Source organism: Pseudomonas sp. FW507-12TSA (assembly GCF_058781435.1).
In genome coordinates, this window is the sequence record NZ_JBYSWT010000007.1 from 26,525 (window position 1) to 49,550 (window position 23,026).

Genomic DNA, 23,026 nt, shown 5'->3' on the forward strand with positions numbered 1-23,026 from the left:
CCTGTGCATAACCCTTGCGCGGTGATCCCGGTCTACAACCACGAAGGCGCCGTGCCGGCGGTGGTCGACGCCCTGCGGGAACAGGGCCTGCCCTGCATCCTGGTGGACGACGCCAGCAGCCCCGGATGCGCCAGTGTGCTGCAACGCCTGGCCGAGCGCGAGCAAGTGTTCCTGGTGCGCCTGGCGGTCAACCAGGGCAAGGGCGGCGCGGTCATGGCCGGCCTGCGGGAGGCCGCACGCCTGGGCTTCAGCCATGCCCTGCAAGTGGACGCCGACGGCCAGCACGACCTGAGCGCTGTGGATAACTTCATCCACTGTTCGCGCCAGTCGCCCCAGGCCCTGGTCTGCGGTTATCCACAGTACGACGCCAGCGTGCCCAAGGGCCGCCTCTATGCCCGCTACCTGACCCACGTCTGGGTGTGGATCAACAGCCTGTCGTTGCAGATCCCGGACTCCATGTGCGGTTTCCGGGTCTATCCCCTGGCACCGACCCTGGCCCTGGTCGATTCAGTGGCCCTGGGCCGGCGCATGGACTTCGACCCGGAAATCCTCGTGCGCCTGTCCTGGCGCAACCAGGCCATGCTCTGGCTGCCGACCCGGGTCCACTATCCCCAGGACGGCCTGTCGCACTTTCGCCTGTGGCACGACAACGCCCTGATTTCCAGGATGCACGCCAAGCTGTTCTTCGGCATGCTCGCGCGCCTGCCTCTGATTCTCTGGCGGCGGTGGCGCACATGAACCGCGAGCCCTCCTCCAACAGGCATTGGGCCGAGCGCCGCGAGCGCGGCAGCTTCTGGCTGATGAAACTCACCGCCTTCGGCGTACGGACCCTGGGCCGCAGGGTGCTGAGCCCGCTGCTGTACGCCATCGTCCTGTACTTCTTCCTGTTTGGCCGCAGCGCCCGCCGCAGCATCTGGCAATACCAGCTGCGCCTGGCCCGCTTCCACCAGCGCGAAGACCTGCTGCCCAGCCAGCGCCGGGTATTCGGCCAGTTCATGGCCTTCGCCGAGGCCCTGCTGGACAAGCTCGATGTGTGGAACGGCAAGCTGCGCCTGGAACAGATCGAGATCCTCGACCCGGCTGGCCTGCGCCAGCAACTGCGCGGCGAACGCGGGCAACTGCTGGTGGGCGCCCACCTGGGCAACCTGGAAGTCTGCCGGGCCCTGGCCGAACTCGGCGAGCAGGTGACCATGAACGTGCTGGTGCATACCCGGCACGCCGAACGCTTCAACCGCCTGCTGGGCGAGGCCGGGGCCAGCAACCTGAGGCTGGTCCAGGTCAGTGAGCTGGACCCGGCGATCATGCTGCAACTGAGCCAGCGCCTGGAGCGCGGCGAGTGGCTGGCGATCGCCGGCGACCGAGTGCCGCTGCATGGCGGGCGCAACGTGCAGGTGGATTTCCTCGGCCAGCCGGCGGCCTTTCCCCAGGGACCCTGGCTGCTGGCCGGGCTGCTCAAGTGCCCGGTCAACCTGTTGCTCTGCCTCAAGCAGCAGGGGCGCTACCGAGTGATCCTCGAACCTTTCGCCGAGGCCGTGCAGTGGAAGCGCAGCGACCGCCAGCAAGTGATCGCCCAATGGGCCACGCGCTATGCCGAGCGCCTGGGCCATTACTGCCTGCAAGCCCCGCAACAGTGGTTCAACTTCTACCCATTCTGGAAAACCGATGACAACCTCGACCCATGAGCCGGTCACCTTCGGCGAACATCCCTTGCGCATCGAGGACGTGCTGGCCCTGGCCAACCGCCAGGCGCCAGCGCGCCTGCAAGCCGATGCGGCCTGGCGCCAGCGTATCGCCAAGGGCGCGCAGTTCCTCGACTCCCTGCTGGACAAGGAAGGGGTGATCTACGGCGTGACCACAGGTTACGGCGACTCCTGCGTGGTGGCGGTGCCACTGGAGCATGTCGAGGCGCTGCCCCGGCACCTGTACACCTTCCACGGCTGCGGCCTGGGCCAGTTGCTCGAACCCCAGGCGACCCGGGCGGTGCTCGCGGCGCGCTTGCAGTCGCTGTGCCACGGCATGTCCGGAGTGCGCGTGGAGTTGCTGGAACGCCTGCAAGCCTTCCTCGACCTGGACATCCTGCCGCTGATCCCCCAGGAAGGCTCGGTGGGCGCCAGTGGCGACCTGACGCCGCTGTCCTACGTGGCCGCCACCCTGTCCGGGGAGCGCCAGGTGCTGTTCCGTGGCGAACGCCGCGAGTCGGCCGACGTACACCGCGAGCTGGGTTGGCAGCCCCTGGTGCTACGGCCCAAGGAGGCCCTGGCGTTGATGAACGGCACCGCGGTAATGACTGGCCTGGCCTGCCTGGCCTTCGCCCGCGCCGACTACCTGCTGCGCCTGGCGACGCGGATCACGGCCCTGAACGTGGTGGCCCTGCAAGGCAACCCTGAGCACTTCGACGAACGCCTGTTCGCCGCCAAGCCCCATCCAGGCCAGACCCAGGTTGCCGCCTGGCTGCGCCAGGACCTGGCGATCGACGCCCCCACCGCGCCCCTGCATCGTCTCCAGGACCGCTACTCCCTGCGCTGCGCGCCCCATGTACTGGGGGTGCTGGCCGACAGCCTGGGCTGGTTGCGCTCGTTCATCGAAACCGAGCTCAACAGCGCCAACGACAACCCGATCATCGACGCCGAGGCCGAGCGGGTGCTCCACGGCGGGCACTTCTATGGCGGGCACATCGCCTTCGCCATGGACAGCCTGAAGAACCTGGTGGCCAACGTCGCCGACCTGCTGGACCGGCAACTGGCACTGCTGGTGGACGTGCGCTACAACCACGGCCTGCCGAGCAACCTGTCCGCCGCGACGGCTGAACGGGCAATGCTCAACCATGGCTTCAAGGCGGTGCAGATCGGCGCCAGCGCCTGGACCGCCGAAGCCTTGAAGAACACCCTGCCGGCCAGCGTGTTCTCGCGCTCCACCGAGTGCCACAACCAGGACAAGGTGAGCATGGGCACCATTGCCGCCCGCGATGCGCTGCGCGTGCTGGAGCTCACCGAACAAGTGGCCGCCGCGACCCTGCTGGCCGCCAACCAGGGCGTCTGGCTGCGCAGCCGCGAAGCCGATGCCCGAGCCTTGCCGGCGGCCCTGGCGGCCATGCGCGCGCAGCTGGCCGAGGATTTTCCACCGGTGATCGAGGACCGCGCCCTGGAGGGCGAACTGCGCCTGTGCCTGCAACGTATCGCCGAACAACACTGGAGGTTGCATGCGTAGCCAGGGAGCGATCTACGTCGATACCCAGATCCTGGTGCCGTTCTTCGATGTCGACACCATGCACGTGGTCTGGCACGGACATTACGTCAAGTACCTGGAGGTCGCCCGCTGCGCGCTGCTCGACAGGCTTGGCCACAACTATGAGCAAATGCGCGACTCCGGCTACGCCTGGCCGGTGATCGACCTGCAACTGCGCTATGTACGTGGCGCGGTGTTCGGCCAGACCCTGAACGTGCGCGCCAGCCTGGTGGAATGGGAGAACCGCCTGAAGATCAACTACCTGATCACCGACCTGGCCACGGGCGAGCGCCTGACCCGCGCCAGCTCGGTACAAGTGGCCGTGGCAATCGCCAGCCGCGAAATGCAGCTGGCCTCGCCCAAGATCTTCACCGACGCCGTGGAGCGCCTGTTGCCATGACCCTCTGTAAACACTTGCTGCTGGCCTGCCTGCTCCTGCTGGCCGTGCCGCCCATGACCCAGGCCCAGGACTTCGACCTGCAGCGATTGAGCGAGCAACTGTCGCGCCCCGAGGTGATCCATGGTCGTTTCATCCAGGAAAAACACCTGCGGGCCCTGCCCCAGCCACTGACCAGCAAGGGCCAGTTCGTCCTGGCCCGCCAGCATGGCCTGCTGTGGCTGTTGCAGACCCCGTTGCAACAGGACTACCGCATCACGCCCAAGGGCATCGCCCGCCGCGATGCCGAGGGCTGGCAGATGCTGCCGGGCAAGAGCGCCGGCGCCGAGCACAACCGCCTGTTCCTGGCCGTGCTGCAAGGCGACAGCAGCGGCCTGCAGCGGGACTTCGAACTGCGCCTGCAAGGCACCGCGCAAGACTGGCACCTGCAACTGCTGCCGCGTTCACTGCTGCTCCAGCAGATCTTCACCCGGATCGACATCGACGGCGGCGCCCTGGTGCAACGCATCGAGCTGCTGGAAACCCAGGGCGACCGCACGTTGTTGATCATGCAGGACAGCACCAGCAACCAACCCCTGAGCGACCTGGAACGCCATGACTTTGCCGAGTGAGCGCTGGTTGCCACGCCTCTTCCTGATCCTGCTGGCCCTGGTCCTGGCCACTGCCGCCTGGCAGTGGCGCCACGGCGCGCCCTTGTCGGCCGACCTCATGGAACTGGTGCCAGGCACGGCCCCGGACGCCCTGGAGTTGCAGGCCGAACAGCGCATGCAGGAACCGTTGAACCGCGAGATCCTGGTCCTGGTGGGCCACGCCCAACGCCAGCAGGCGCTGGACCTGGCTCGCGAGCTGGCCGGGCAGTGGCAGGCCAGCGGCCTGTTCGACAAGGTCCAGTGGACCCTGCAGGCCGACCTGCCGGCCTTGCGCAAGCAACTGTTGCAGGGTCGCCTGGCGATGCTCTCGGCCAAGGATCGCCAGCAGTTGCTCGAACAGCCCCGGGCCTTCATCCAGCAACGAGTGCAGAGCCTGTTCGATCCCTTTGCCGGCTTCACCCTGGTGCCCAGCCAGGATGACTGGCTGGGGCTGACCGGGCGGATCCAGGCCAACCAGCCACAACACGCCAGCGTGCAACTGGACATCGGCAGCGGCGCGCTGCTGGCCGAGGCCGACGGCAAGCACTGGGTGCTGCTGCGGGCCCATAGCGCCGGCAATGCCTTCGACCTGCAATTGCCGTTGCAGGTGGCCGGGCTGCTGCAGCACAGCCGCGAACACGCCACTCAACAGCAAGGACAGCTACTGGCGGCCAGTGGCTTGCTGTATGCCGCCAGCGGCCAGCAACAGGCCTCCCGGGAGATCTCCTGGGTCGGCGGAGGCGCGACCCTGGGCATCCTGGCGCTGCTGCTCCTGGCCTTTCGCCGCTGGCACGCCTTGCTGGCCTTCGTCCCGGTGCTGGTGGGCATGCTGTTCGGTGCCGTGGCCTGCGTCGCCCTGTTCGGGCACATGCACGTCATGACCCTGGTGCTGGGCTCGAGCCTGATCGGCGTGGCCGTGGACTATCCGCTGCACTACCTGTCCAAGAGCTGGAGCCTCAGGCCCTGGCGCAGCTGGCCGGCCCTGCGCCTGACCCTGCCGGGCCTGAGCCTGAGCCTGGCCACCAGCTGCATCGGCTACCTGGCCCTGGCCTGGACGCCATTCCCGGCCCTGACCCAGATCGCCGTGTTCTCCGCCGCCGGCCTGCTGGGCGCCTACCTGGCGGCCGTGTGCCTGCTGCCGGCGCTGCTGCGCAAGGTCGAGCTGCGTCCGGCGCAGTGGCCGCTGCGGGTCGCCGCCAGCTTGCTGCGGCTGCGCAGCGCCCTGCTGGCACGGGTGTCGAGCCCGGTGCTACTGGGGCTGCTGGGACTGTTTTGCGCGGCGGGCCTGTGGCAGCTCGACAGCAAGAACGATATCCGCCAGTGGGTCGGCGCACCGCCCCAGTTGCTGCAAGAGGCCCAGGCCATCGCCCGGATCACCGGCTACCAGCCCACCAGCCAGTTCTTCCTGGTGCGCGCAGCCGACCAGCAACAGCTGCTGGAACGCCTCGACCTCCTGGACGAGCGCCTGCAACCCCTGGTGGGCCTGGGCAAGCTCAAGGGCTATCTGTCGCTCAACCAGTTGCTCAGCCAGCCGGCGCAGCAACGCCAGGTCCGCGCGGCCCTCGAGCGCCTGCCCGAATACTGGCAGCCACTGCTGGCGCTGGGCGTGCCCGAGCAGGCGCTGCAGGCCGAACTCAAGCAATTGCAGGAGTTGCCCCTGGCAGACATCGACAGCGCGCTGGCAGGGCCGCTGGCCGAACCCTTCCGGCCACTCTGGCTCGGGGCCAATGCCCAGGGCGTGGCCGCCCTGGTCAGCTTGCAGGGCCTGAACGACGCGGCCTTGCTGCGGGTCCAGTCCGGCGACCTGCCGGGCATCCAGCTGGTGGATCGCCTGGGCGAGCTGAACCAGGTCTTCGCCGCCACCCAGGTCAGCGCCGCCGAGCTCAAGCTGGCCTCCTGCGTGTTGATCGTGCTGGTGCTGATCCTGCCCTTCGGTCTCGGCGGGGCCTTGCGCCTGGTGGCCCTGCCGCTGCTGGCGGCCCTGTGCAGCCTGGCCAGCCTCGGTTGGCTGGGGCAGCCGCTGACGCTGTTCAGCCTGTTCGGCCTGCTGCTGGTGACCGCCATCAGCGTCGACTACGCAATCCTCATGCGCGAGCGGATCGGCGGTGCGGCCGTGAGCCTGCTGGGCACCCTGCTGGCGGCGCTGACCACCTGGCTGTCGTTCGGCCTGCTGGCCATCTCCAGCACCCCGGCGGTAAGCAATTTCGGCCTGGCCGTCAGCCTCGGCCTGGCTTTCAGTTTCATCCTCGCCCCCTGGGCCGGCCATGAACCGCACCCCGCTGCGCCAGCGGAGCCAGCACCGTGAGCCGGCCGTCGGCCAGCATGGCCTACCCGAACCAGAATCCCGCCGCAGCGGCAAGGAGCCCCAATGCCAACAACTGAAATGGAATGCCGCCTGCTGGCGCAAAGCGCCAGCGTCCCTCCGGCAGCCGATGCGAGGGTTCGCCCATGACCGGCCAGGCCTCGCCCTACCTGAGCGACAGCTACGTCGAAGAAACCCGCTTCGGCTTCTGGTTCCTGCGCAGCCATACCTGGCAGCACCATGTGTTGCGAGTGGCGATCAACGATTTGCGTTCGCTGTTCGACGACGAGCCGCCGCAGGCTCCGGTACTGCTGGACGCCGGCTGCGGCCAGGGCAAGTCGTTCCAGCACTTGCGCCAGGTGTTCGCTCCCCAGCGCCTGATCGGCATCGATGCCGATCCCCACAGCCTCACGCTCAGCGCCGAGGAAGCCCGGCGCCAGCAATGGGAGGTGGAGCTGATCGGCAGCGACTGCGCGACCCTGAAGCTGGACGACGCCAGCGTCGACCTGTTGTTCTGCCACCAGACCTTCCATCACCTGGTGGAACAGGAAAAAGCCCTCGCCGAGTTCTATCGTGTGCTCAAGCCCGGCGGCTACCTGATGTTCGCCGAATCCACCCAGGCCTATATCGATACCTGGGTGATCCGCTGGCTGTTCCGCCACCCCATGCACGTGCAGAAAAGCGCCACCGAGTATTTGCAGATGATTCGCCAGCAAGGCTTCGAGTTCTCCGAGGACAATGTGTCATATCCGTACCTGTGGTGGAGCCGCGCCAAGGACTTCGGCCTGCTGGAGCGCCTTGGCCTGCGTCAACCGCCACCGGTGGGCCAGCGCGAGGAAACCCTGGTCAACGTGGTGGCTCGCAAGCCCCTCGCGGCGCCGGGTACCGGGCAAGGTCGAGCCTCATGATCCGTGCCCTGCTGCTCGGTTGTGTCCTGCTGCTGAGCGCCTGCGCCAGCCAGGCGCCACTGCCGCAACGCGCGCCCGCGCTGGACCTGCCGCTGCAACTGCATATCCAGCGCCAAAGCCAGGGCCAGCGCCAGGATTGGCTGCTGGTGCTGCAGGCCGAAGGTCCGGGACTGCGCTGGTCGCTGATGGATCCCCTGGGCATTCCCCAGGCCCGCCAGCGCCTGGTGGATGGCCAATGGCAAGCCGATGGCCTGCTGCCGCCCAATCCCGAGGCCAGGGAGCTGTTCGCCGCCCTGCTGTTCGCCTTGACCCCGGCGGCCCAATTGCCAGCCAGCTACCCCGGCGCTCAAACCCAAGACCAGCGCCGGGCCCTTGGCCAACGCTGGCAGGTCACTTATCGACAAACACTGGATTTCACCGTGCAACTGCCCCAAGGCCCGCACTATCACGTCACGGCGCTGACCACCGAGGCCACTCCATGACCGCCTACCTCAACGCCCTCGGGCTGATCTGCGCCCTGGGCCGCAATCGCCCGGAAGTCGCCCGCAGCCTGTTTGCCGGCGACTGCTCGGGCATGCGCGCAGAAAGCGGCTGGGTACCCGAACGCACGTTGCCGGTGGCCGCGGTGCGCGGGCCCCTGGCCAGCCTGCCACCGGACCAGCAGCTCCATGGCAGCCGCAACAACCAGCTGCTGCTGGAGGCCACGCTGCAGATCGAGGACGACATCCACCGGGCCATCGAGCGCTACGGCCATGGCCGGGTCGGCGTGGTCCTGGGCACCAGCACCTCGGGGATCGACGAGGCCAGCCGCGGCCTCGCCGGCTACCTGCGGGACCGGCAGTTCCCGGCGGACTACAACTATCGCCAGCAGGAGCTCGGCGCCCCGGCCAACTTCCTCGCCCAGTGGCTGCAATTGAGCGGGCCGGCCTACGTGATCTCCACCGCCTGTACCTCCAGCGCCCGGGCCCTGCTCAGCGCCCGACGCCTGCTGGACCTGGGGATCTGCGACGCGGTGCTGTGCGGTGGGGTCGACAGCCTGTGCAAGCTGACTCTCAATGGTTTCTCGGCCCTGGAGGCGGTCTCCGGCCAGCGTTGCAATCCGTTTTCGCGCAATCGCGACGGCATCAATATCGGCGAAGCCGCGGTGCTGTTCCTGATGACCCGGGAGCCCGGCACCGGCCCTTCCATCGCCCTGCTCGGCGGTGGCGCCAGTTCCGATGCCTACCATATATCCGCGCCGGCCCCCGACGGCCGTGGCGCCCTGCAAGCCATGGAGCTGGCGTTGCGCAGCGCCCGGCTGCAAGCCCGGCAGATCGCCTACCTGAACCTGCACGGCACCGCCACCCAGCACAACGACGCCATGGAAAGCCTGGCGGTGGCCGGGCTGTTCCCCGAGGGCGTGCCCTGCTCCTCGACCAAGCCCATGAGTGGCCATACCCTGGGCGCCGCCGGAGCCCTGGAAGCAGCGTTCTGCTGGCTGGCCCTGGGTGCCGACAACCCGGGTGGAGCCTTGCCGCCCCATGTCTGGGATGGCCAGGCCGATCCAGCGCTGCCAGGGCTGCACTGGGTCACCGCCGCCGACCGCCTGGAGCCCCGTTCACCCCGCCGCCTGATGAGCAATTCCTTCGCCTTCGGCGGCAACAACGTCAGCCTGATTATCGGAGACGCCCCATGATTGACTGGCCGCTCGCCGAACTGCTGCCCCACGCCGGCGACATGATCCTCATCGACCAGGTCCTGGCCTTCGATGAAGAGCAAGTGCGCACCCGCCTCCAGGTTCGCCCCGGCGGCCTGTTCAATCGGCCCGACGGCAGCCTGCCAGCCTGGGTCGGCGTCGAGCTGATGGCCCAGAGCGTCGCCGCCTACGCCGGTTGCCGTGCCCGCCAGCAAGGCCAGCCAGCGGAGCTGGGCTTCTTGCTGGGCACTCGCAAGTTCCAATGCAATGTCGAGTGCTTCCCCGCCGGCAGCGTGCTGGAAATCCATGCGCTGCGCTCCCTGGAGGACGACAACGGCATGGGCGTGTTCGAGTGCCACCTGAGCGGCCCGGGCATCGCCGCCAGTGCACGCCTGAACGTCTATCGCCCGCCCCGGGCCGCCGACTACCTGCATGAAACCGCCGATTCTTCCAAAGGAACCCCGTCATGACTGACTCCGTACTGGTCACTGGCTCCAGCCGTGGCATCGGCCGCGCCATCGCCCTGCGCCTGGCCCAGGCCGGTTATGACCTGGTGCTGCATTGCCGCACCGGCCGTACCGAAGCCGAAGCCGTCCGGGCCGAGGTCCAGGCCCTGGGCCGTACCGCCCGCATCCTGCAATTCGATGTCGCCGACCGCGCGGCCTGCAAGGCGGCCCTGGAAGCCGATGTCCAAACCCATGGTGCCTACTATGGCGTGGTGCTCAATGCCGGCCTGACCCGCGACGGCGCCTTCCCGGCCCTGGGCGAGGAAGACTGGGACCAGGTGCTGCGCACCAACCTCGACGGTTTCTACAACGTCCTGCATCCCGTGATGATGCCGATGATCCGGCGCCGCGCAGCAGGGCGAATCATCTGTATCACCTCGGTCTCGGGGCTGATCGGCAACCGTGGCCAGGTCAACTACAGTGCCTCCAAGGCCGGCCTGATCGGCGCTGCCAAGGCCCTGGCCATCGAGTTGGGCAAGCGCAAGATCACCGTCAACTGCGTGGCCCCGGGCCTGATCGACACCGCCATGCTGGATGAGGACGTGCCAGTGGAAGAACTGCTGAAGATGATTCCGGCGCAGCGCATGGGCACTCCCGAGGAGGTCGCCAGCGCGGTGAATTTCCTGATGTCCGCCGAAGCCGCCTACATCACCCGCCAGGTGCTGGCGGTCAACGGGGGCTTGTGCTGATGAAGCGCGTGGTCGTCACCGGCATGACCGGCATCACCGCCCTGGGCAACGACTGGGACAGCCTGGTCGAGCGCTTCGCGGCCAATCGCAGCGGCATCCGGCGGATGGACGAGTGGGACAGGTTCAGCGAGCTCAACACCCGCCTGGCCGGCCCCATCGACGATTTCCAGGTGCCCGGGCACTGGACCCGCAAGCAGCTGCGCAGCATGGGCCGGGTCTCGCGGCTGGCGGTCGCGGCCGCCGAACAGGCCCTGGCCGACGCCGGGCTGCTGGGCGATCCCTCGATCAAGGATGGGCGCATGGGCGTGGCCTGCGGCTCGTCCACCGGCAGCACCGAGGAGATCAAGGCCTTCGGCAACATGCTGCTGAACTCGGTGGCCGAAGGGCTCAACGCCAACTCCTACGTGCGCATGATGCCCCATACCACCGCGGCCAATATCAGCATCTTCTTCGGCCTCACCGGGCGCCTGATCCCCACCTCCAGCGCCTGTACCAGCGGTAGCCAGGGCGTCGGTTATGCCTATGAGGCGATCAAGTTCGGCCGCCTGCCGATGATGCTCGCCGGGGGCGCCGAGGAGCTGTGCCCCACCGAAGCCATGGTGTTCGATGCGCTGTATGCCACCAGCTTGAAGAACGACGCGCCCCACAGCAGCCCGCGGCCCTACGATTGCGATCGCGACGGCCTGGTGATCGGCGAAGGCGGCGGCATGCTGGTCCTGGAAGAGCTGGAGCACGCCCTGGCCCGGGGTGCGCGGATCCACGCGGAAATCGTCGGTTTCGGCAGCAACGCCGACGGCCAGCACACCACCCGTCCCGAGCAGGCCACCATGCGCCGGGCCATGGAGCTGGCGCTGGAAGACGCGGCCCTGGCGCCCGCCGCCATCGGCTACGTCAACGGCCATGGCACCGCCACCGAACAGGGCGACATCGCCGAGACCCAGGCCACCAGCAGCCTGTTCGGCAACCGCATGCCCATCAGCTCGCAAAAGAGTTTCCTCGGCCACACCCTGGGCGCCTGCGGGGCCCTGGAGTCCTGGTTCAGCATCGAGATGCTCAAGCGCGACCTCTACGTGCACACCTGCAACCTGGACCGGGTCGACCCTCGCTGCGGCGAGCTGGACTACCTGCAAGGCGGCTTGCGTGCCATGAGCCACGAATACGTGATGAACAACAACTTCGCCTTCGGCGGCGTCAACACCTCGTTGATCTTCCGCCGCTGGTCCTGACCCTTGCCCCCTCCTGGAGAAAATGGAATGTCCTCCCTGCTTCGCGCCACCTTGATCGTCCTCGTCTTGCTGGGCACCGCGGCCTGCACCAGCAAGCCGATGTACACCCCCAACCGCATCATCCCGGCCACCATCCAGACCGACCACGAGCAGGTTAAGCAAGCGATCCTGAAGAACCTGGTGGCCCGCCAGTGGACCGTGCGGCAAATCGGCCCCGAGCTGATCCAGGCGGATATCACCGTGCGCGAGCAGTTCTACGCGAAGATCGATATCCAGTACTCGGCCAACCACTACAAGATCGTCTATCGCGACAGCCGCGCCCTGGACTACCAGGACGGCAAGATCCACAAGAACTACATCCGCTGGGTACGCCTGCTGGACAAGGGCATCCTGCGTGACCTGCGCGACGGCCAGAACCAGCGCACCGCGCAGCAGTTGTCGGACTCGGCCAAGGCCTTTCCCGCAGCCCAATGACCCCTGTGGCCGCAGGCGAACGCCGGTGAGGCGACGGCTACAAGATCGATCAGCGTCTACACTCGCAACAGCGGGCCGACGCGCCATGACGGCTTGCCTTTCACATCCGTCAAGGAGCCGACCATGCAAGTGAAAGCGCTGATTGCCCTGGCCCTGCTGTCCGTCTTCAGCCCTGACAGCCGGGCCACCAACCTGATGTACATGCCCTTCGACAGCGTGGTGTCCGATGCCCTGCGCGCCGGGCGCCTGGACGGCAGCGTGAAGTTCTACCTGGCGGGCAACCCCCACCCGGCGGTACTCCAGGTCAAGGTCACCGAGCTGGCCACCAACAAGAAGACCAACGCCTTCAACAAGAGCGATATCGCCGCCTGCGAATGGGCCCTGCAATCGGCCCTGATCACCCTGCAGGCCGCAGCCAAGCGGGTCGGCGCCAATGCCGTGACCAACATCGTCAGCTACTACAAGCAGCGCGTGCGCAAGGACCTCAACACCTACGAGTGTCGCGCCGGGGTGTTGATGGCCGGCGTGGCGTTGCGCGGCGACCTGGTGTTCCTGCAAACGCCGCCCCGCCCCAACAGCCCTTCAGCACGCGGCCCCGGTCTTGCGCGTCAGTAGCTCGACGAAGGCCTTGGCCATGGGCGAGCACTGGTCCTTGCGCTGCACCAGCCACACCGCCGTCATGGCTTGCGGGTCCAGCAGCCGGCGATAGACCACGCCGTCGATACGCATGCGCTGGTAGGACGCCGGCAACACCGAGACCCCAAGGCCCGCGGCCACCAGGCCGATGATGGTCATGGCCTCCGAGGCCTCCTGGGCGAAATGCGGGGTGAACCCGGCATCCCGCGACAGGTTCAGCAACTGGGCGTACAAGCCGCTGCCATAGCTGCGGGGAAAGAACACGAAGGGCTCGTGGGCCAGCTCGGACAGGTACAGGCCTTCTTCGCGACCTTCGGCCAGCGGGTGCTTGGAGCTGAGCACCGCCACCAGTGGCTCGCGCAACAGCTCCACCACCGACAGCGAATCCGGCAGCGGCAAGGGCCGCATGATGCCGACCTGGATGGCCTGGTCCACCAGCGCCTCGGCCACCTGGGTGCTGCTCATTTCCTTGAGCTTGAGGTGCACGGCGGCAAAGCGTTGGCGAAAGGCGAAGATCGCCTGGGGAATCGTCGAGTTGAAGGGCGCCGACGAGGTGAAGCCGATCTTCAACTCGCCCAGTTCGCCCAACTGCGCGCGACGGGCCACATCGGCGGCCTTGTCCACCTGGGCCAGCGCCAGGCGAGCCTCTTCGAGGAACAGCCGGCCGGCCTCGCTGAGTTCGACCCGACGATTGGTCCGCTCGAACAAACGCGCGCCGATCTCTTGCTCCAGGGCCTGGATCTGCTGGCTCAGAGGCGGCTGGGAAATTCCCAGGGCCTGGGCCGCGCGGCCAAAGTGCAGCTCCTCGGCCACGGCGATGAAGTAACGCAGGTGACGCAATTCCATGGAAACCCCATTGAGTCGTAGAACCTATCAAACAGGTCGAACAATATATTGGAATGAATTATTAGCCGGCTATATGCTTTTTTCATTGCCTGCCTGGCTGCGTTCCCCCCGAGGTCCCCGTGAAAACCGCTGTCGCCCCGCTTGCCCACGAAATTCCCTCTACGCCCCTGGACGAGGTAGTCGCCCAACTCAACGACGCCTATATCGAGAAAGGCACGCCGCTGTTCATGCGCACGGTGCTGGCCCTGTTCTCCGGCGGCTTCGCCACCTTCGCCCTGCTGTACTGCGTACAACCGATGATGCCGCTGCTGTCCCTGGAGTTCTCCATCAACGCCGCCCAGAGCAGCCTGGTGCTGTCGGTCTCCACTGCCTTGCTGGCCGTGGGCCTGCTGGTCACCGGGCCGATTTCCGATCGGATCGGTCGCAAGCCGGTGATGGTGGCGGCCCTCTTGGCCGCGGCCCTGTGCACCATCGCCAGCGCCCTGATGCCCAGCTGGCATGGCGTGCTGGTGATGCGCGCGCTGGTTGGGTTGTCCCTGAGCGGGCTGGCGGCGGTGGCCATGACCTACCTCAGCGAAGAGATCCACCCCCAGCACATCGGCCTGGCCATGGGCCTGTACATCGGCGGCAACGCCATCGGCGGCATGAGTGGGCGATTGATCACCGGGGTGCTGATCGATTTCGTCAGCTGGCACACGGCGATGCTGGTGATCGGCGCTCTGGCGCTGATCGCCGCGGCGGTGTTCTGGCGCATCCTGCCCGAGTCGCGCAACTTCCGCCCACGCTCGCTGCACCCACGCAGCCTGCTGGACGGCTTCACCATGCACTTTCGCGATGCCGGCCTGCCGCTGCTGTTCCTCGAGGCCTTCATGCTGATGGGGGCCTTCGTGACCCTGTTCAACTACATCGGCTATCGCCTGCTGGCCGCGCCGTACCACATGGACCAGGCGTTCGTCGGCCTGCTGTCGGTGGTGTACCTGTCGGGGATCTACAGCTCGGCGAAAGTCGGCGCCCTGGCCGATCGCCTGGGGCGGCGCAAGATGCTCTGGGCCACCATCGTGCTGATGCTCGCCGGCCTGGCCCTGACCCTGCTGGAGCCGCTGCCGGTGGTGATCATCGGCATGCTGGTGTTCACCTTCGGCTTCTTCGGGGCGCACTCGGTGGCCAGCAGCTGGATCGGTCGCCGCGCCACCAGGGCCAAGGGCCAGGCCTCGTCGCTGTACCTGTTCAGCTACTACGCCGGCTCGAGCATCGCCGGCACCGCGGGCGGGGTGTTCTGGCACCTGGCGGGCTGGAACGGCATCGGCCTGTTCATCGGCGCCCTGCTGCTGGTGGCGTTGCTGGCGGCCTTGAAGCTGGCCAAGCTGCAACCCCTGGCAGCGCCCTGAGCCCAGGACGAGCATGCCGGCGCCCGACTCTCGCAAGGCATCTGCAAGGTCGGGCGCCGGCATCGGTATCGCCTGGGATGAGCGAGCGGCTTACTTGAGGATCTCCACCAAGTCGACGTCGATCTCGCGCTTCATCAAGCCCTTCTCCACCTCGCCGGTCAGCTTGACCAGGGTCTTCTCGTTGAAGGGCACCGGTGGCAGGTTCTCGTCGTCGATCTCGACGGTGATGGTGCCGCTGGAATCCTTGAATTCGTACTTGTCGTCGTTGTCCAGCTTCTTGGTGACATAACCCTGGAGCACCACCGGGGTATCGTCCGAGGCATCCTTGGCGGCGGCAACGGTAGTGACCGCCTGGGCCCCGGGGCCGGTATAGCCGGTAGCCAGGGCAGCGGTGCTGAACAGCGGGGCGAGCAACAGGGCGAGGTAACGGGTTTTCATGGCAGTGATCCATTCTGGGTTTCGATGCCGACAAGGTTAACCACCCAGGCTGAATTGAAACTTAATCGGCGCCCTTGCCTTTTCACCCGCAAGAAAAAGCCCGGCCAAGGCCGGGCTCGATCGCAGCAGGTGCGGTTACTCGTGGTACTGCGCCGACAGCTCGTGCACCGCCCGCAGGAAGGCGCCGGCGTGTTCCGGGTTCACTTCCGGGGTGATGCCATGGCCCAGGTTGAACACGTGGCCGCTGCCCTTGCCGTAGCTGGCGAGGATGCGCGCGACTTCAGCGCGGATCGCCTCCGGGTTGGCGTAGAGCACGGTGGGGTCCATGTTGCCTTGCAGCGACACCTTGGCACCGACCCGGCGCCGGGCTTCGCCGATATCGCAGGTCCAGTCCAGGCCCAGGCTGTCCGCGCCGGCATCGGCAATGCTTTCCAGCCACAGGCCGCCGCCCTTGGTGAACAGGATCACCGGCACCTTGCGTCCTTCATGCTCGCGGATCAGGCCGCTGACGATCTTGCGCATGTAGGCCAGGGAGAACTCCTGGTAGGCCGCCGCCGAGAGGCTGCCACCCCAGCTGTCGAAGATCTGCACCGCCTGGGCGCCTGCACGGATCTGCCCGTTCAGGTAGGCGGTGACCGACTGTGCCAGCTTGTCCAGCAGCAGGTGCATGGCTTGTGGGTTGTCGTAGAGCATGGCCTTGGACTTGCGGAAGTCCTTGGACGAACCGCCCTCGACCATGTAGGTCGCCAGGGTCCAGGGGCTGCCGGAGAAACCGATCAGCGGCACGCGGCCGTTGAGTTCGCGGCGGATGGTGCTGACCGCGTCCATCACGTAGCCCAGGTCCTTGTGCGGATCGGGGATCGGCAAGGCCTCGATGTCGGCCAGGGTGCTGACCACTTTCTTGAAGCGCGGGCCTTCGCCGGTCTCGAAGTACAGGCCTTGGCCCATGGCATCGGGGATGGTCAGGATGTCGGAGAAGAGGATCGCCGCATCCAGCTGTGGATAACGGTCCAGGGGCTGCAGGGTGACTTCGCAGGCGAACGCTGGATTCATGCACAGGCTCATGAAATCACCGGCGCTGGCGCGGCTGGCGCGATATTCAGGCAGGTAGCGCCCGGCCTGACGCATCATCCACACCGGGGTGACGTCTACGGGTTGCTTGAGCAGGGCACGGAGGAAACGGTCGTTCTTCAGGGCAGTCATGTCGGCATCCGGAAAAAAAGTGGGGGCATTTTCTCAGAGCGCGACATAAAAGGCACGGCAAGAGCCGTGCCTTTTATGTATCGGGTCAATTTGTCGCGGACTACAAGCAGCTATTTAAGCGTCGCGAGCGAAGGCAAGGCAAGGCGAAAACAGACGAGGAAGCGGAGTTGACTGCTGTCAATGAGCATTCCGAGTCTGTTTTCAACGCAGCATTTCCGAGCGCAGCAGCTTAAACGCCCAGGTAGTCGAGGATGCCTTCGGCGGCGTTGCGCCCTTCGAAGATCGCCGTCACCACCAGGTCGGAACCGCGCACCATGTCGCCACCGGCGAAGATCTTCGGGTTGCTGGTCTGGTGCTTGTACTGGCCCTGCTCCGGCGCCACCACGCGGCCCTGGCTGTCGGTCTGGATCTGGAACTGCTCGAACCAGGGCGCCGGGCTCGGACGGAAGCCGAAGGCGATGACCACGGCATCGGCCGGGATGATCTCCTCGGAACCCGGGATCGGCTCGGGGCTGCGCCGGCCACGGGCGTCCGGTTCGCCGAGACGGGTCTCGACCACCTTCACGCCTTCGACCTTGTCTTCACCGACGATGGCGATGGGCTGGCGGTTGTAGAGGAACTTCACGCCCTCTTCCTTGGCGTTCTTCACCTCTTTGCGCGAGCCGGGCATGTTGGCCTCGTCGCGGCGATAGGCACAGGTCACCGACTTGGCGCCCTGGCGGATGGACGTGCGGTTGCAGTCCATCGCCGTGTCGCCACCGCCGAGCACCACGACCTTCTTGCCGTTCATGTCGACGAAATCTTCCGGCGACTTCTCGAAACCCAGGTTGCGGTTGACGTTGGCCACCAGGAAGTCCAGCGCGTCGTACACGCCCGGCAGGTCCTCGCCGGCAAAACCGCCCTTCATGTAGGTGTAGGTGCCCATGCCCATGAACACCGCATCGAACTCGGCGAGCAGTTGCTCCATGGTCACGTCCTTGCCCACCTCGGTGTTGAGGCGGAACTCGATGCCCATGCCGCTGAAGACTTCCCGGCGATTGCTCAGCACGGTCTTTTCCAGCTTGAACTCGGGGATGCCGAAGGTCAGCAGGCCACCGATCTCCGGGTTCCTGTCGAATACCACCGGCGTCACGCCACCACGTACCAGCACGTCGGCACAGCCCAGGCCCGCCGGGCCGGCACCGATGATCGCCACGCGCTTGCCGGTGGGCTTGACCTTGGACATGTCCGGGCGCCAGCCCATGGCGAAGGCGGTGTCGGTGATGTACTTCTCCACCGAGCCGATGGTCACTGCGCCGAAACCGTCGTTGAGGGTGCAGGCGCCCTCGCACAGGCGGTCCTGCGGGCATACGCGGCCGCAGACTTCCGGCAGGGTGTTGGTCTGGTGCGACAGCTCGGCGGCGGCCAGGATGTTGCCCTCGGCCACCAGCTTGAGCCAGTTGGGAATGAAGTTGTGCACCGGGCACTTCCATTCGCAGTAGGGGTTGCCACAACCCAGGCAGCGATGGGCCTGTTCGACCGATTGCTGGGGTTTGAAGGGCTCGTAGATTTCCACGAACTCTTTCTTGCGCTGACGCAACAGTTTCTTCTTCGGATCCTTGCGCCCGACATCGATGAACTGGAAGTCGTTATTCAGACGTTCAGCCATTTTTCAAAACCTCTATACAGCAGCTGCAAGCTATGAGCTGCAAGCCGCAAGTCGATCACTAATGCCCGGCAAACCTCGTACTGCTTCGCTTGCAGCTTGAGGCTCGCCACTTGCAGCTGCTTTATTGCGGGTTGGCCCGGGTGCTGGAGAGCAGGTTCTTCAGGTTCGCCGCCTTCGGCTTGACCAGCCAGAAGCGACGCGCATAGTCGTCCAGGTTTTCCCAGAGCTCACGACCCCATTCACTACCGGTTTCCTCGACGTACTCGCCCAGCACGCGCGAAAGATGGCTGCGATAAGCCTCCATCGCCTCGCCGGTGATCCGCTGGATCTCCACCAGTTCATGGTTCAGCTTGTCGACGAAGCTGTTGTCCATGTCCAGCACGTAGGCGAAGCCGCCCGTCATGCCTGAGCCGAAGTTGTAGCCGGTCTTGCCCAGGACGCAGACAAAACCACCGGTCATGTATTCGCAGCAGTGATCGCCGGTGCCTTCCACCACGGTATGGGCACCGGAGTTGCGTACGGCGAAACGCTCGCCCGCGGTGCCGGCGGCGAACAGCTTGCCGCCCGTGGCGCCGTACAGGCAGGTGTTGCCGACAATGGCACTATCCTGGGTCTTGTAGGCGCTGCCCTGGGGCGGGACGATCACCAGCTTGCCGCCGGTCATGCCCTTGCCCACGTAGTCGTTGGCGTCGCCTTCCAGGTAGAGGTTCAGGCCGCCGGCGTTCCACACGCCGAAGCTCTGGCCAGCAGTGCCCTTGAAGCGGAAAGTGATCGGCGCCTGGGCCATGCCCTGGTTGCCGTGGACCTTGGCGATCTCGCCGGAAATCCGCGCGCCGATGGACCGGTCGCAGTTGCAGATATCCAGTTCGAACTCGGCACCGCTCTTGTCGTTGATGGCTGCGCGCGCCATCTCGACCATCTTCTCGGCCAGCAGGCCCTGGTCGAACGGCGGGTTGCGGTCCACCTGGCAGAACTGCGGCTTGTCCGCCGGTACGTGGTCGCTGCCCAGCAACGGGGTCAGGTCCAGGTGGTGCTGCTTGGCGGTCTGGCCTTCGAGCACCTGGAGCAGGTCGGTACGGCCGATCAGCTCTTGCAGCGAACGCACGCCCAGCCTGGCCAGCCACTCGCGGGTTTCCTCGGCCACGTAGGTGAAGAAGTTCACCACCATGTCGACGGTGCCGATGTAGTGGTCCTTGCGCAGCTTGTCGTTCTGGGTGGCGACGCCGGTGGCGCAGTTGTTCAGGTGGCAGATGCGCAGGTACTTGCAGCCCAGGGCGATCATCGGCGCAGTGCCGAAGCCGAAGCTCTCGGCGCCGAGGATGGCCGCCTTGATCACGTCCAGGCCGGTCTTGAGGCCGCCGTCGGTCTGCACCCGGACCTTGCCGCGCAGGTCGTTGCCGCGCAGGGTCTGGTGGGTTTCGGCCAGGCCCAGTTCCCATGGGGCGCCGGCGTACTTGATCGAGGTCAGCGGCGAGGCGCCGGTGCCACCGTCATAGCCGGAGATGGTGATCAGGTCGGCATAGGCCTTGGCCACGCCGGCGGCGATGGTGCCGACCCCGGCCTCGGCCACCAGCTTCACCGAAACCAGTGCCTGGGGGTTGACCTGCTTGAGGTCGAAAATCAGCTGCGACAAGTCTTCGATCGAGTAGATGTCGTGGTGCGGCGGAGGCGAGATCAGGGTCACACCCGGAACCGCGTAGCGCAGCCTGGCGATCAGGCCGTTGACCTTGCCGCCGGGCAGTTGGCCGCCCTCGCCGGGCTTGGCGCCCTGGGCCACCTTGATCTGCAGCACTTCGGCGTTGACCAGGTATTCCGGGGTCACGCCGAAACGGCCAGTGGCCACTTGCTTGATCTTCGAGCTCTTGATGGTGCCGTAGCGGGCCGGATCTTCACCGCCCTCACCGGAGTTGGAGCGCGCGCCCAGGCGGTTCATCGCCTCGGCCAGGGCCTCGTGGGCCTCCGGCGACAGCGCACCGAGGGAGATGCCGGCAGAGTCGAAACGCTTGAGGATCGCTTCCAGGGGCTCGACTTCGCCCAGGTCCAGCGGCTGCTCCAGGGTCTTGACCTGGAACAGGTCGCGAATCATCGACACCGGGCGGTTGTCCACCAGCGCGGTGTACTCCTTGAACTTGGCGTAGTCGCCCTGTTGCACCGCGGCTTGCAGGGTGTTGACCACATCCGGGTTGTAGGCGTGGTATTCGCCGCCATGGACGAACTTCAAGAGGCCGCCTTGCTGGATCGGCTTGCGCGGGCTCCAGGCTTCGGCGGCCAGGGCCTTCTGCTCGGCCTCGATATCGACGAAACGCGCACCCTTGATCCGGCTCGGTACCCCACGGAAGCTCAGGTCGCAGACCTCTTCGGACAGGCCGATGGCTTCGAACAACTGCGCACCACGGTAGGACGTGATGGTGGAGATGCCCATCTTCGACAGGATCTTCAGCAGGCCCTTGGTAATGCCCTTGCGGTAGTTCTTGAACACCTCGTAGAGGTCGCCCAGCACCTCGCCGGTACGGATCAGGTCGCCCAGCACTTCGTAGGCCAGGAACGGATAGACCGCCGAGGCGCCAAAGCCGATCAGCACCGCGAAGTGATGCGGATCGCGGGCAGTGGCGGTTTCCACCAGGATGTTGGAGTCGCAGCGCAGGCCCTTCTCGGTCAGGCGGTGATGCACCGCGCCGGTGGCCAGGGACGCATGGATCGGCAGCTTGCCCGGGGCGATATGGCGGTCGCTCAGGACGATCTGGGTGCGGCCGGCCCGGGCGGCTTCCTCAGCCTGGTCGGCGACATTGCGGATCGCCGCTTCCAGGCCGACGCTCTCGTCATAGTTGAGGTCGATGATCTGGCGCTCGAAACCCGGGCGCTCCAGGTTCATCAGCGAACGCCACTTGGCCGGGGAGATCACCGGCGAGCTGAGGATTACCCGCGAGGCATGCTCGGGGGATTCCTGGAAGATGTTGCGCTCGGCACCGAGGCAGATCTCCAGGGACATGACGATGGCTTCGCGCAGCGGGTCGATCGGCGGGTTGGTGACCTGGGCGAACTGCTGGCGGAAGTAGTCGTAGGGGGTGCGCACGCGCTGGGACAGCACGGCCATCGGCGTGTCGTCGCCCATGGAGCCTACCGCCTCGTAGCCCTGCTCGCCCAACGGCCGCAGCACCTGGTCACGCTCTTCGAAGGTGACCTGGTACATCTTCATGTACTGCTTGAGCTGGTCGACGTCGTAGAAGGCCGAGCCGTGGTCGTTGTCTTCCATGGTGGCCTGGATGCGCAGGGCATTCTTGCGCAGCCATTGCTTGTACGGATGACGGGACTTGAGACGGTTGTCGATGGCGTCGGTGTCGAGGATCTGCCCGGTCTCGGTGTCCACGGCGAAGATCTGCCCCGGACCGACCCGGCCCTTGGCGATCACGTCCTCGGGCTGGTAGTTCCAGACGCCGATTTCCGAGGCCAGGGTGATGAAGCCGTTCCTGGTGGTGACCCAACGCGCCGGGCGCAGGCCGTTGCGGTCCAGCAGGCAGACGGCATGGCGACCATCGGTCATGACCACGCCGGCCGGGCCGTCCCAGGGCTCCATGTGCATGGAGTTGTATTCGTAGAAGGCGCGCAGGTCGGCGTCCATGGTCTCGACGTTCTGCCAGGCCGGCGGAATGATCATGCGCACGCCACGGAACAGGTCGATACCACCGGTGACCATCAGCTCCAGCATGTTGTCCATGCTCGAGGAGTCGGAACCCACGCGGTTGACCAGCGGCCCCAGCTCTTCCAGGTCGGGGATCAGGTCGTTGGCGAACTTGGTACGCCGCGCCACCGCCCAGTTACGGTTGCCGGTGATGGTGTTGATCTCGCCGTTGTGGGCGAGGAAGCGGAAGGGCTGCGCCAGCGGCCACTTCGGCAGGGTGTTGGTGGAGAAGCGCTGGTGGAACACGCAAATCGCGGTCTGCAGGCGCGGATCGCCCAGGTCTGGATAGAAGGCGGCGAGGTCCGCCGGCATCATCAGGCCTTTATAGATGATGGTCTTGTGGGAAAAGCTGCAGATGTAGTGGTCGGTGTCGGCGGCGTTGGCCACCGAGGAACGACGGCGAGAGCTGAACAGCTTGATGGCGAAGTCCTGGTCGCTCAGGCCTTCACCGCCGATGAATACTTGCTCGATGTGCGGCAGGCGCTCAAGGGCCAGGCGCCCGAGCACACTGGTGTCGATCGGCACCTTGCGCCAGCCCAGCAGTTGCAGGCCGGCGGCCAGGATCTCGCGGTTCATGTTTTCCCGCGCAGCTTCGGCCTTGGCCGGATCCTGGTTGAAGAACACCATGCCCACGGCGTACTGCTTGGGCAGGTCGGTCCCGAAGTGCTCCTTGGCGACAGCGCGCAGGAACAGGTCGGGTTTTTGTATCAGCAGACCGCAACCGTCGCCGGTCTTGCCGTCCGCGTTGATCCCACCGCGGTGGGTCATACAGGTCAGGGCCTCGATGGCCGTTTTCAACAGGGTATGACTGGGTTCGCCCTGCATATGGGCGATCAGGCCGAAACCACAGTTATCCTTAAATTCATCGGGTTGGTACAGACCTGCTTTCATAGACACTTTCTCACCAGGCTGCCTCTCTTCGAGACAAATTTCTTTTCAATTCAACCTGTTACCTTCCACGTCGAACGTACGCCGACTTTGCAGGGGCAAAAGGGAGGTCATTGTACACACCGACACATAACCCCACAAATTTAACGACGATCTGCCGCAAATTCATGTCGCATTTATGAACGTTTTAAAGCGATACGCTGTGCTAGTCAAAAAGTTTTGTCTTTGACTGCAGCGACTCAAAAACTACTGTGACGCAGACACCACAA

General features: G+C 65.9%; 20 protein-coding genes. 15 read left to right on the forward strand and 5 right to left on the reverse strand.

The features are described 5' to 3' along the window. Window positions 1–3 precede the first annotated feature (3 nt). The 14 genes from AC3WK8_RS08825 to AC3WK8_RS08890 all read left to right on the forward strand — a co-directional run bounded on the left by AC3WK8_RS08825 (window position 4) and on the right by AC3WK8_RS08890 (window position 12,646). Complete coding sequence (locus tag AC3WK8_RS08825; protein ID WP_085595779.1) at window positions 4–738, forward strand: glycosyltransferase family 2 protein; 735 nt, start codon at window positions 4–6, stop codon at window positions 736–738. Then, window positions 735–1,682 (forward strand): lysophospholipid acyltransferase family protein, encoded by a 948-nt coding sequence (locus tag AC3WK8_RS08830; protein ID WP_103324592.1) that lies wholly within the window; start codon window positions 735–737, stop codon window positions 1,680–1,682. The genes AC3WK8_RS08825 and AC3WK8_RS08830 overlap by 4 nt, the downstream gene beginning before the upstream one ends. Then, window positions 1,663–3,207 (forward strand): HAL/PAL/TAL family ammonia-lyase, encoded by a 1,545-nt coding sequence (locus AC3WK8_RS08835; protein ID WP_103324593.1) that lies wholly within the window; start codon window positions 1,663–1,665, stop codon window positions 3,205–3,207. Before AC3WK8_RS08830 ends, AC3WK8_RS08835 begins: the two co-directional genes overlap by 20 nt. Beyond that, the gene (locus AC3WK8_RS08840) at window positions 3,200–3,625 is read left to right on the forward strand and encodes an acyl-CoA thioesterase (RefSeq protein ID WP_022639936.1); all 426 of its coding nucleotides are present in this window, start codon (window positions 3,200–3,202) and stop codon (window positions 3,623–3,625) included. The genes AC3WK8_RS08835 and AC3WK8_RS08840 overlap by 8 nt, the downstream gene beginning before the upstream one ends. Further along, complete coding sequence (locus AC3WK8_RS08845) at window positions 3,622–4,233, forward strand: outer membrane lipoprotein carrier protein LolA (protein ID WP_103324594.1); 612 nt, start codon at window positions 3,622–3,624, stop codon at window positions 4,231–4,233. Before AC3WK8_RS08840 ends, AC3WK8_RS08845 begins: the two co-directional genes overlap by 4 nt. Continuing rightward, a complete protein-coding gene (locus AC3WK8_RS08850; RefSeq protein WP_103324595.1) occupies window positions 4,217–6,556 on the forward strand; it encodes an MMPL family transporter in 2,340 nt (779 codons plus the stop codon). The genes AC3WK8_RS08845 and AC3WK8_RS08850 overlap by 17 nt, the downstream gene beginning before the upstream one ends. A 143-nt stretch (window positions 6,557–6,699) precedes the next feature. After that, window positions 6,700–7,461 carry a class I SAM-dependent methyltransferase gene (locus AC3WK8_RS08855; RefSeq protein WP_103324667.1) on the forward strand — a complete coding sequence of 254 codons (762 nt, stop codon included), beginning with the start codon at window positions 6,700–6,702 and terminating at the stop codon, window positions 7,459–7,461. Further along, the gene (locus tag AC3WK8_RS08860; protein ID WP_103324596.1) at window positions 7,458–7,943 is read left to right on the forward strand and encodes a DUF3261 domain-containing protein; all 486 of its coding nucleotides are present in this window, start codon (window positions 7,458–7,460) and stop codon (window positions 7,941–7,943) included. The genes AC3WK8_RS08855 and AC3WK8_RS08860 overlap by 4 nt, the downstream gene beginning before the upstream one ends. After that, window positions 7,940–9,136 (forward strand): beta-ketoacyl-[acyl-carrier-protein] synthase family protein, encoded by a 1,197-nt coding sequence (locus AC3WK8_RS08865; protein ID WP_103324597.1) that lies wholly within the window; start codon window positions 7,940–7,942, stop codon window positions 9,134–9,136. Before AC3WK8_RS08860 ends, AC3WK8_RS08865 begins: the two co-directional genes overlap by 4 nt. Then, window positions 9,133–9,606, forward strand: coding sequence for a hotdog family protein (locus AC3WK8_RS08870; RefSeq protein ID WP_085595622.1), 474 nt, complete (start codon window positions 9,133–9,135; stop codon window positions 9,604–9,606). The genes AC3WK8_RS08865 and AC3WK8_RS08870 overlap by 4 nt, the downstream gene beginning before the upstream one ends. Then, complete coding sequence (gene fabG / locus AC3WK8_RS08875) at window positions 9,603–10,331, forward strand: 3-oxoacyl-ACP reductase FabG (RefSeq protein WP_103324598.1); 729 nt, start codon at window positions 9,603–9,605, stop codon at window positions 10,329–10,331. Before AC3WK8_RS08870 ends, fabG begins: the two co-directional genes overlap by 4 nt. Next, on the forward strand, window positions 10,331–11,557 hold the full coding sequence (locus AC3WK8_RS08880; protein ID WP_103324599.1) for a beta-ketoacyl-ACP synthase: 1,227 nt from the start codon (window positions 10,331–10,333) through the stop codon (window positions 11,555–11,557). Before fabG ends, AC3WK8_RS08880 begins: the two co-directional genes overlap by 1 nt. Before the next feature lie 27 nt (window positions 11,558–11,584). After that, the gene (locus AC3WK8_RS08885; protein ID WP_103324600.1) at window positions 11,585–12,031 is read left to right on the forward strand and encodes a hypothetical protein; all 447 of its coding nucleotides are present in this window, start codon (window positions 11,585–11,587) and stop codon (window positions 12,029–12,031) included. A gap of 123 nt (window positions 12,032–12,154) precedes the next feature. Next, window positions 12,155–12,646 carry an excinuclease gene (locus AC3WK8_RS08890; protein WP_103324601.1) on the forward strand — a complete coding sequence of 164 codons (492 nt, stop codon included), beginning with the start codon at window positions 12,155–12,157 and terminating at the stop codon, window positions 12,644–12,646. On the opposite strand, the gene AC3WK8_RS08895 is transcribed toward AC3WK8_RS08890, so the two are convergent. Continuing rightward, complete coding sequence (locus AC3WK8_RS08895; RefSeq protein ID WP_053132459.1) at window positions 12,614–13,513, reverse strand: LysR family transcriptional regulator; 900 nt, start codon at window positions 13,511–13,513, stop codon at window positions 12,614–12,616. The genes AC3WK8_RS08890 and AC3WK8_RS08895 overlap by 33 nt on opposite strands. A gap of 152 nt (window positions 13,514–13,665) precedes the next feature. Between AC3WK8_RS08895 and AC3WK8_RS08900 the strand changes: the two genes are divergently transcribed. Then, window positions 13,666–14,901, forward strand: a complete 1,236-nt coding sequence (locus AC3WK8_RS08900) for an MFS transporter (RefSeq protein WP_371857915.1) — start codon at window positions 13,666–13,668, stop codon at window positions 14,899–14,901. 90 nt (window positions 14,902–14,991) lie between these two features. Here the strand turns inward: AC3WK8_RS08900 and AC3WK8_RS08905 are convergent, their stop codons facing one another. The 4 genes from AC3WK8_RS08905 to gltB form a co-directional block, all read right to left on the reverse strand. After that, window positions 14,992–15,339 (reverse strand): YgiW/YdeI family stress tolerance OB fold protein, encoded by a 348-nt coding sequence (locus tag AC3WK8_RS08905; protein WP_085595636.1) that lies wholly within the window; start codon window positions 15,337–15,339, stop codon window positions 14,992–14,994. Window positions 15,340–15,474: 135 nt separating this feature from the next. Next, window positions 15,475–16,542: a uroporphyrinogen decarboxylase gene (gene hemE, locus AC3WK8_RS08910; protein ID WP_085595638.1), complete on the reverse strand. Its 1,068-nt coding sequence runs from the start codon at window positions 16,540–16,542 to the stop codon at window positions 15,475–15,477. Between the two features lie 229 nt (window positions 16,543–16,771). Further along, complete coding sequence (locus AC3WK8_RS08915) at window positions 16,772–18,190, reverse strand: FAD-dependent oxidoreductase (protein ID WP_022639922.1); 1,419 nt, start codon at window positions 18,188–18,190, stop codon at window positions 16,772–16,774. 121 nt (window positions 18,191–18,311) lie between these two features. Beyond that, a complete protein-coding gene (gltB, locus tag AC3WK8_RS08920) occupies window positions 18,312–22,760 on the reverse strand; it encodes a glutamate synthase large subunit (protein WP_103324602.1) in 4,449 nt (1,482 codons plus the stop codon). Window positions 22,761–23,026: the final 266 nt, after the last annotated feature.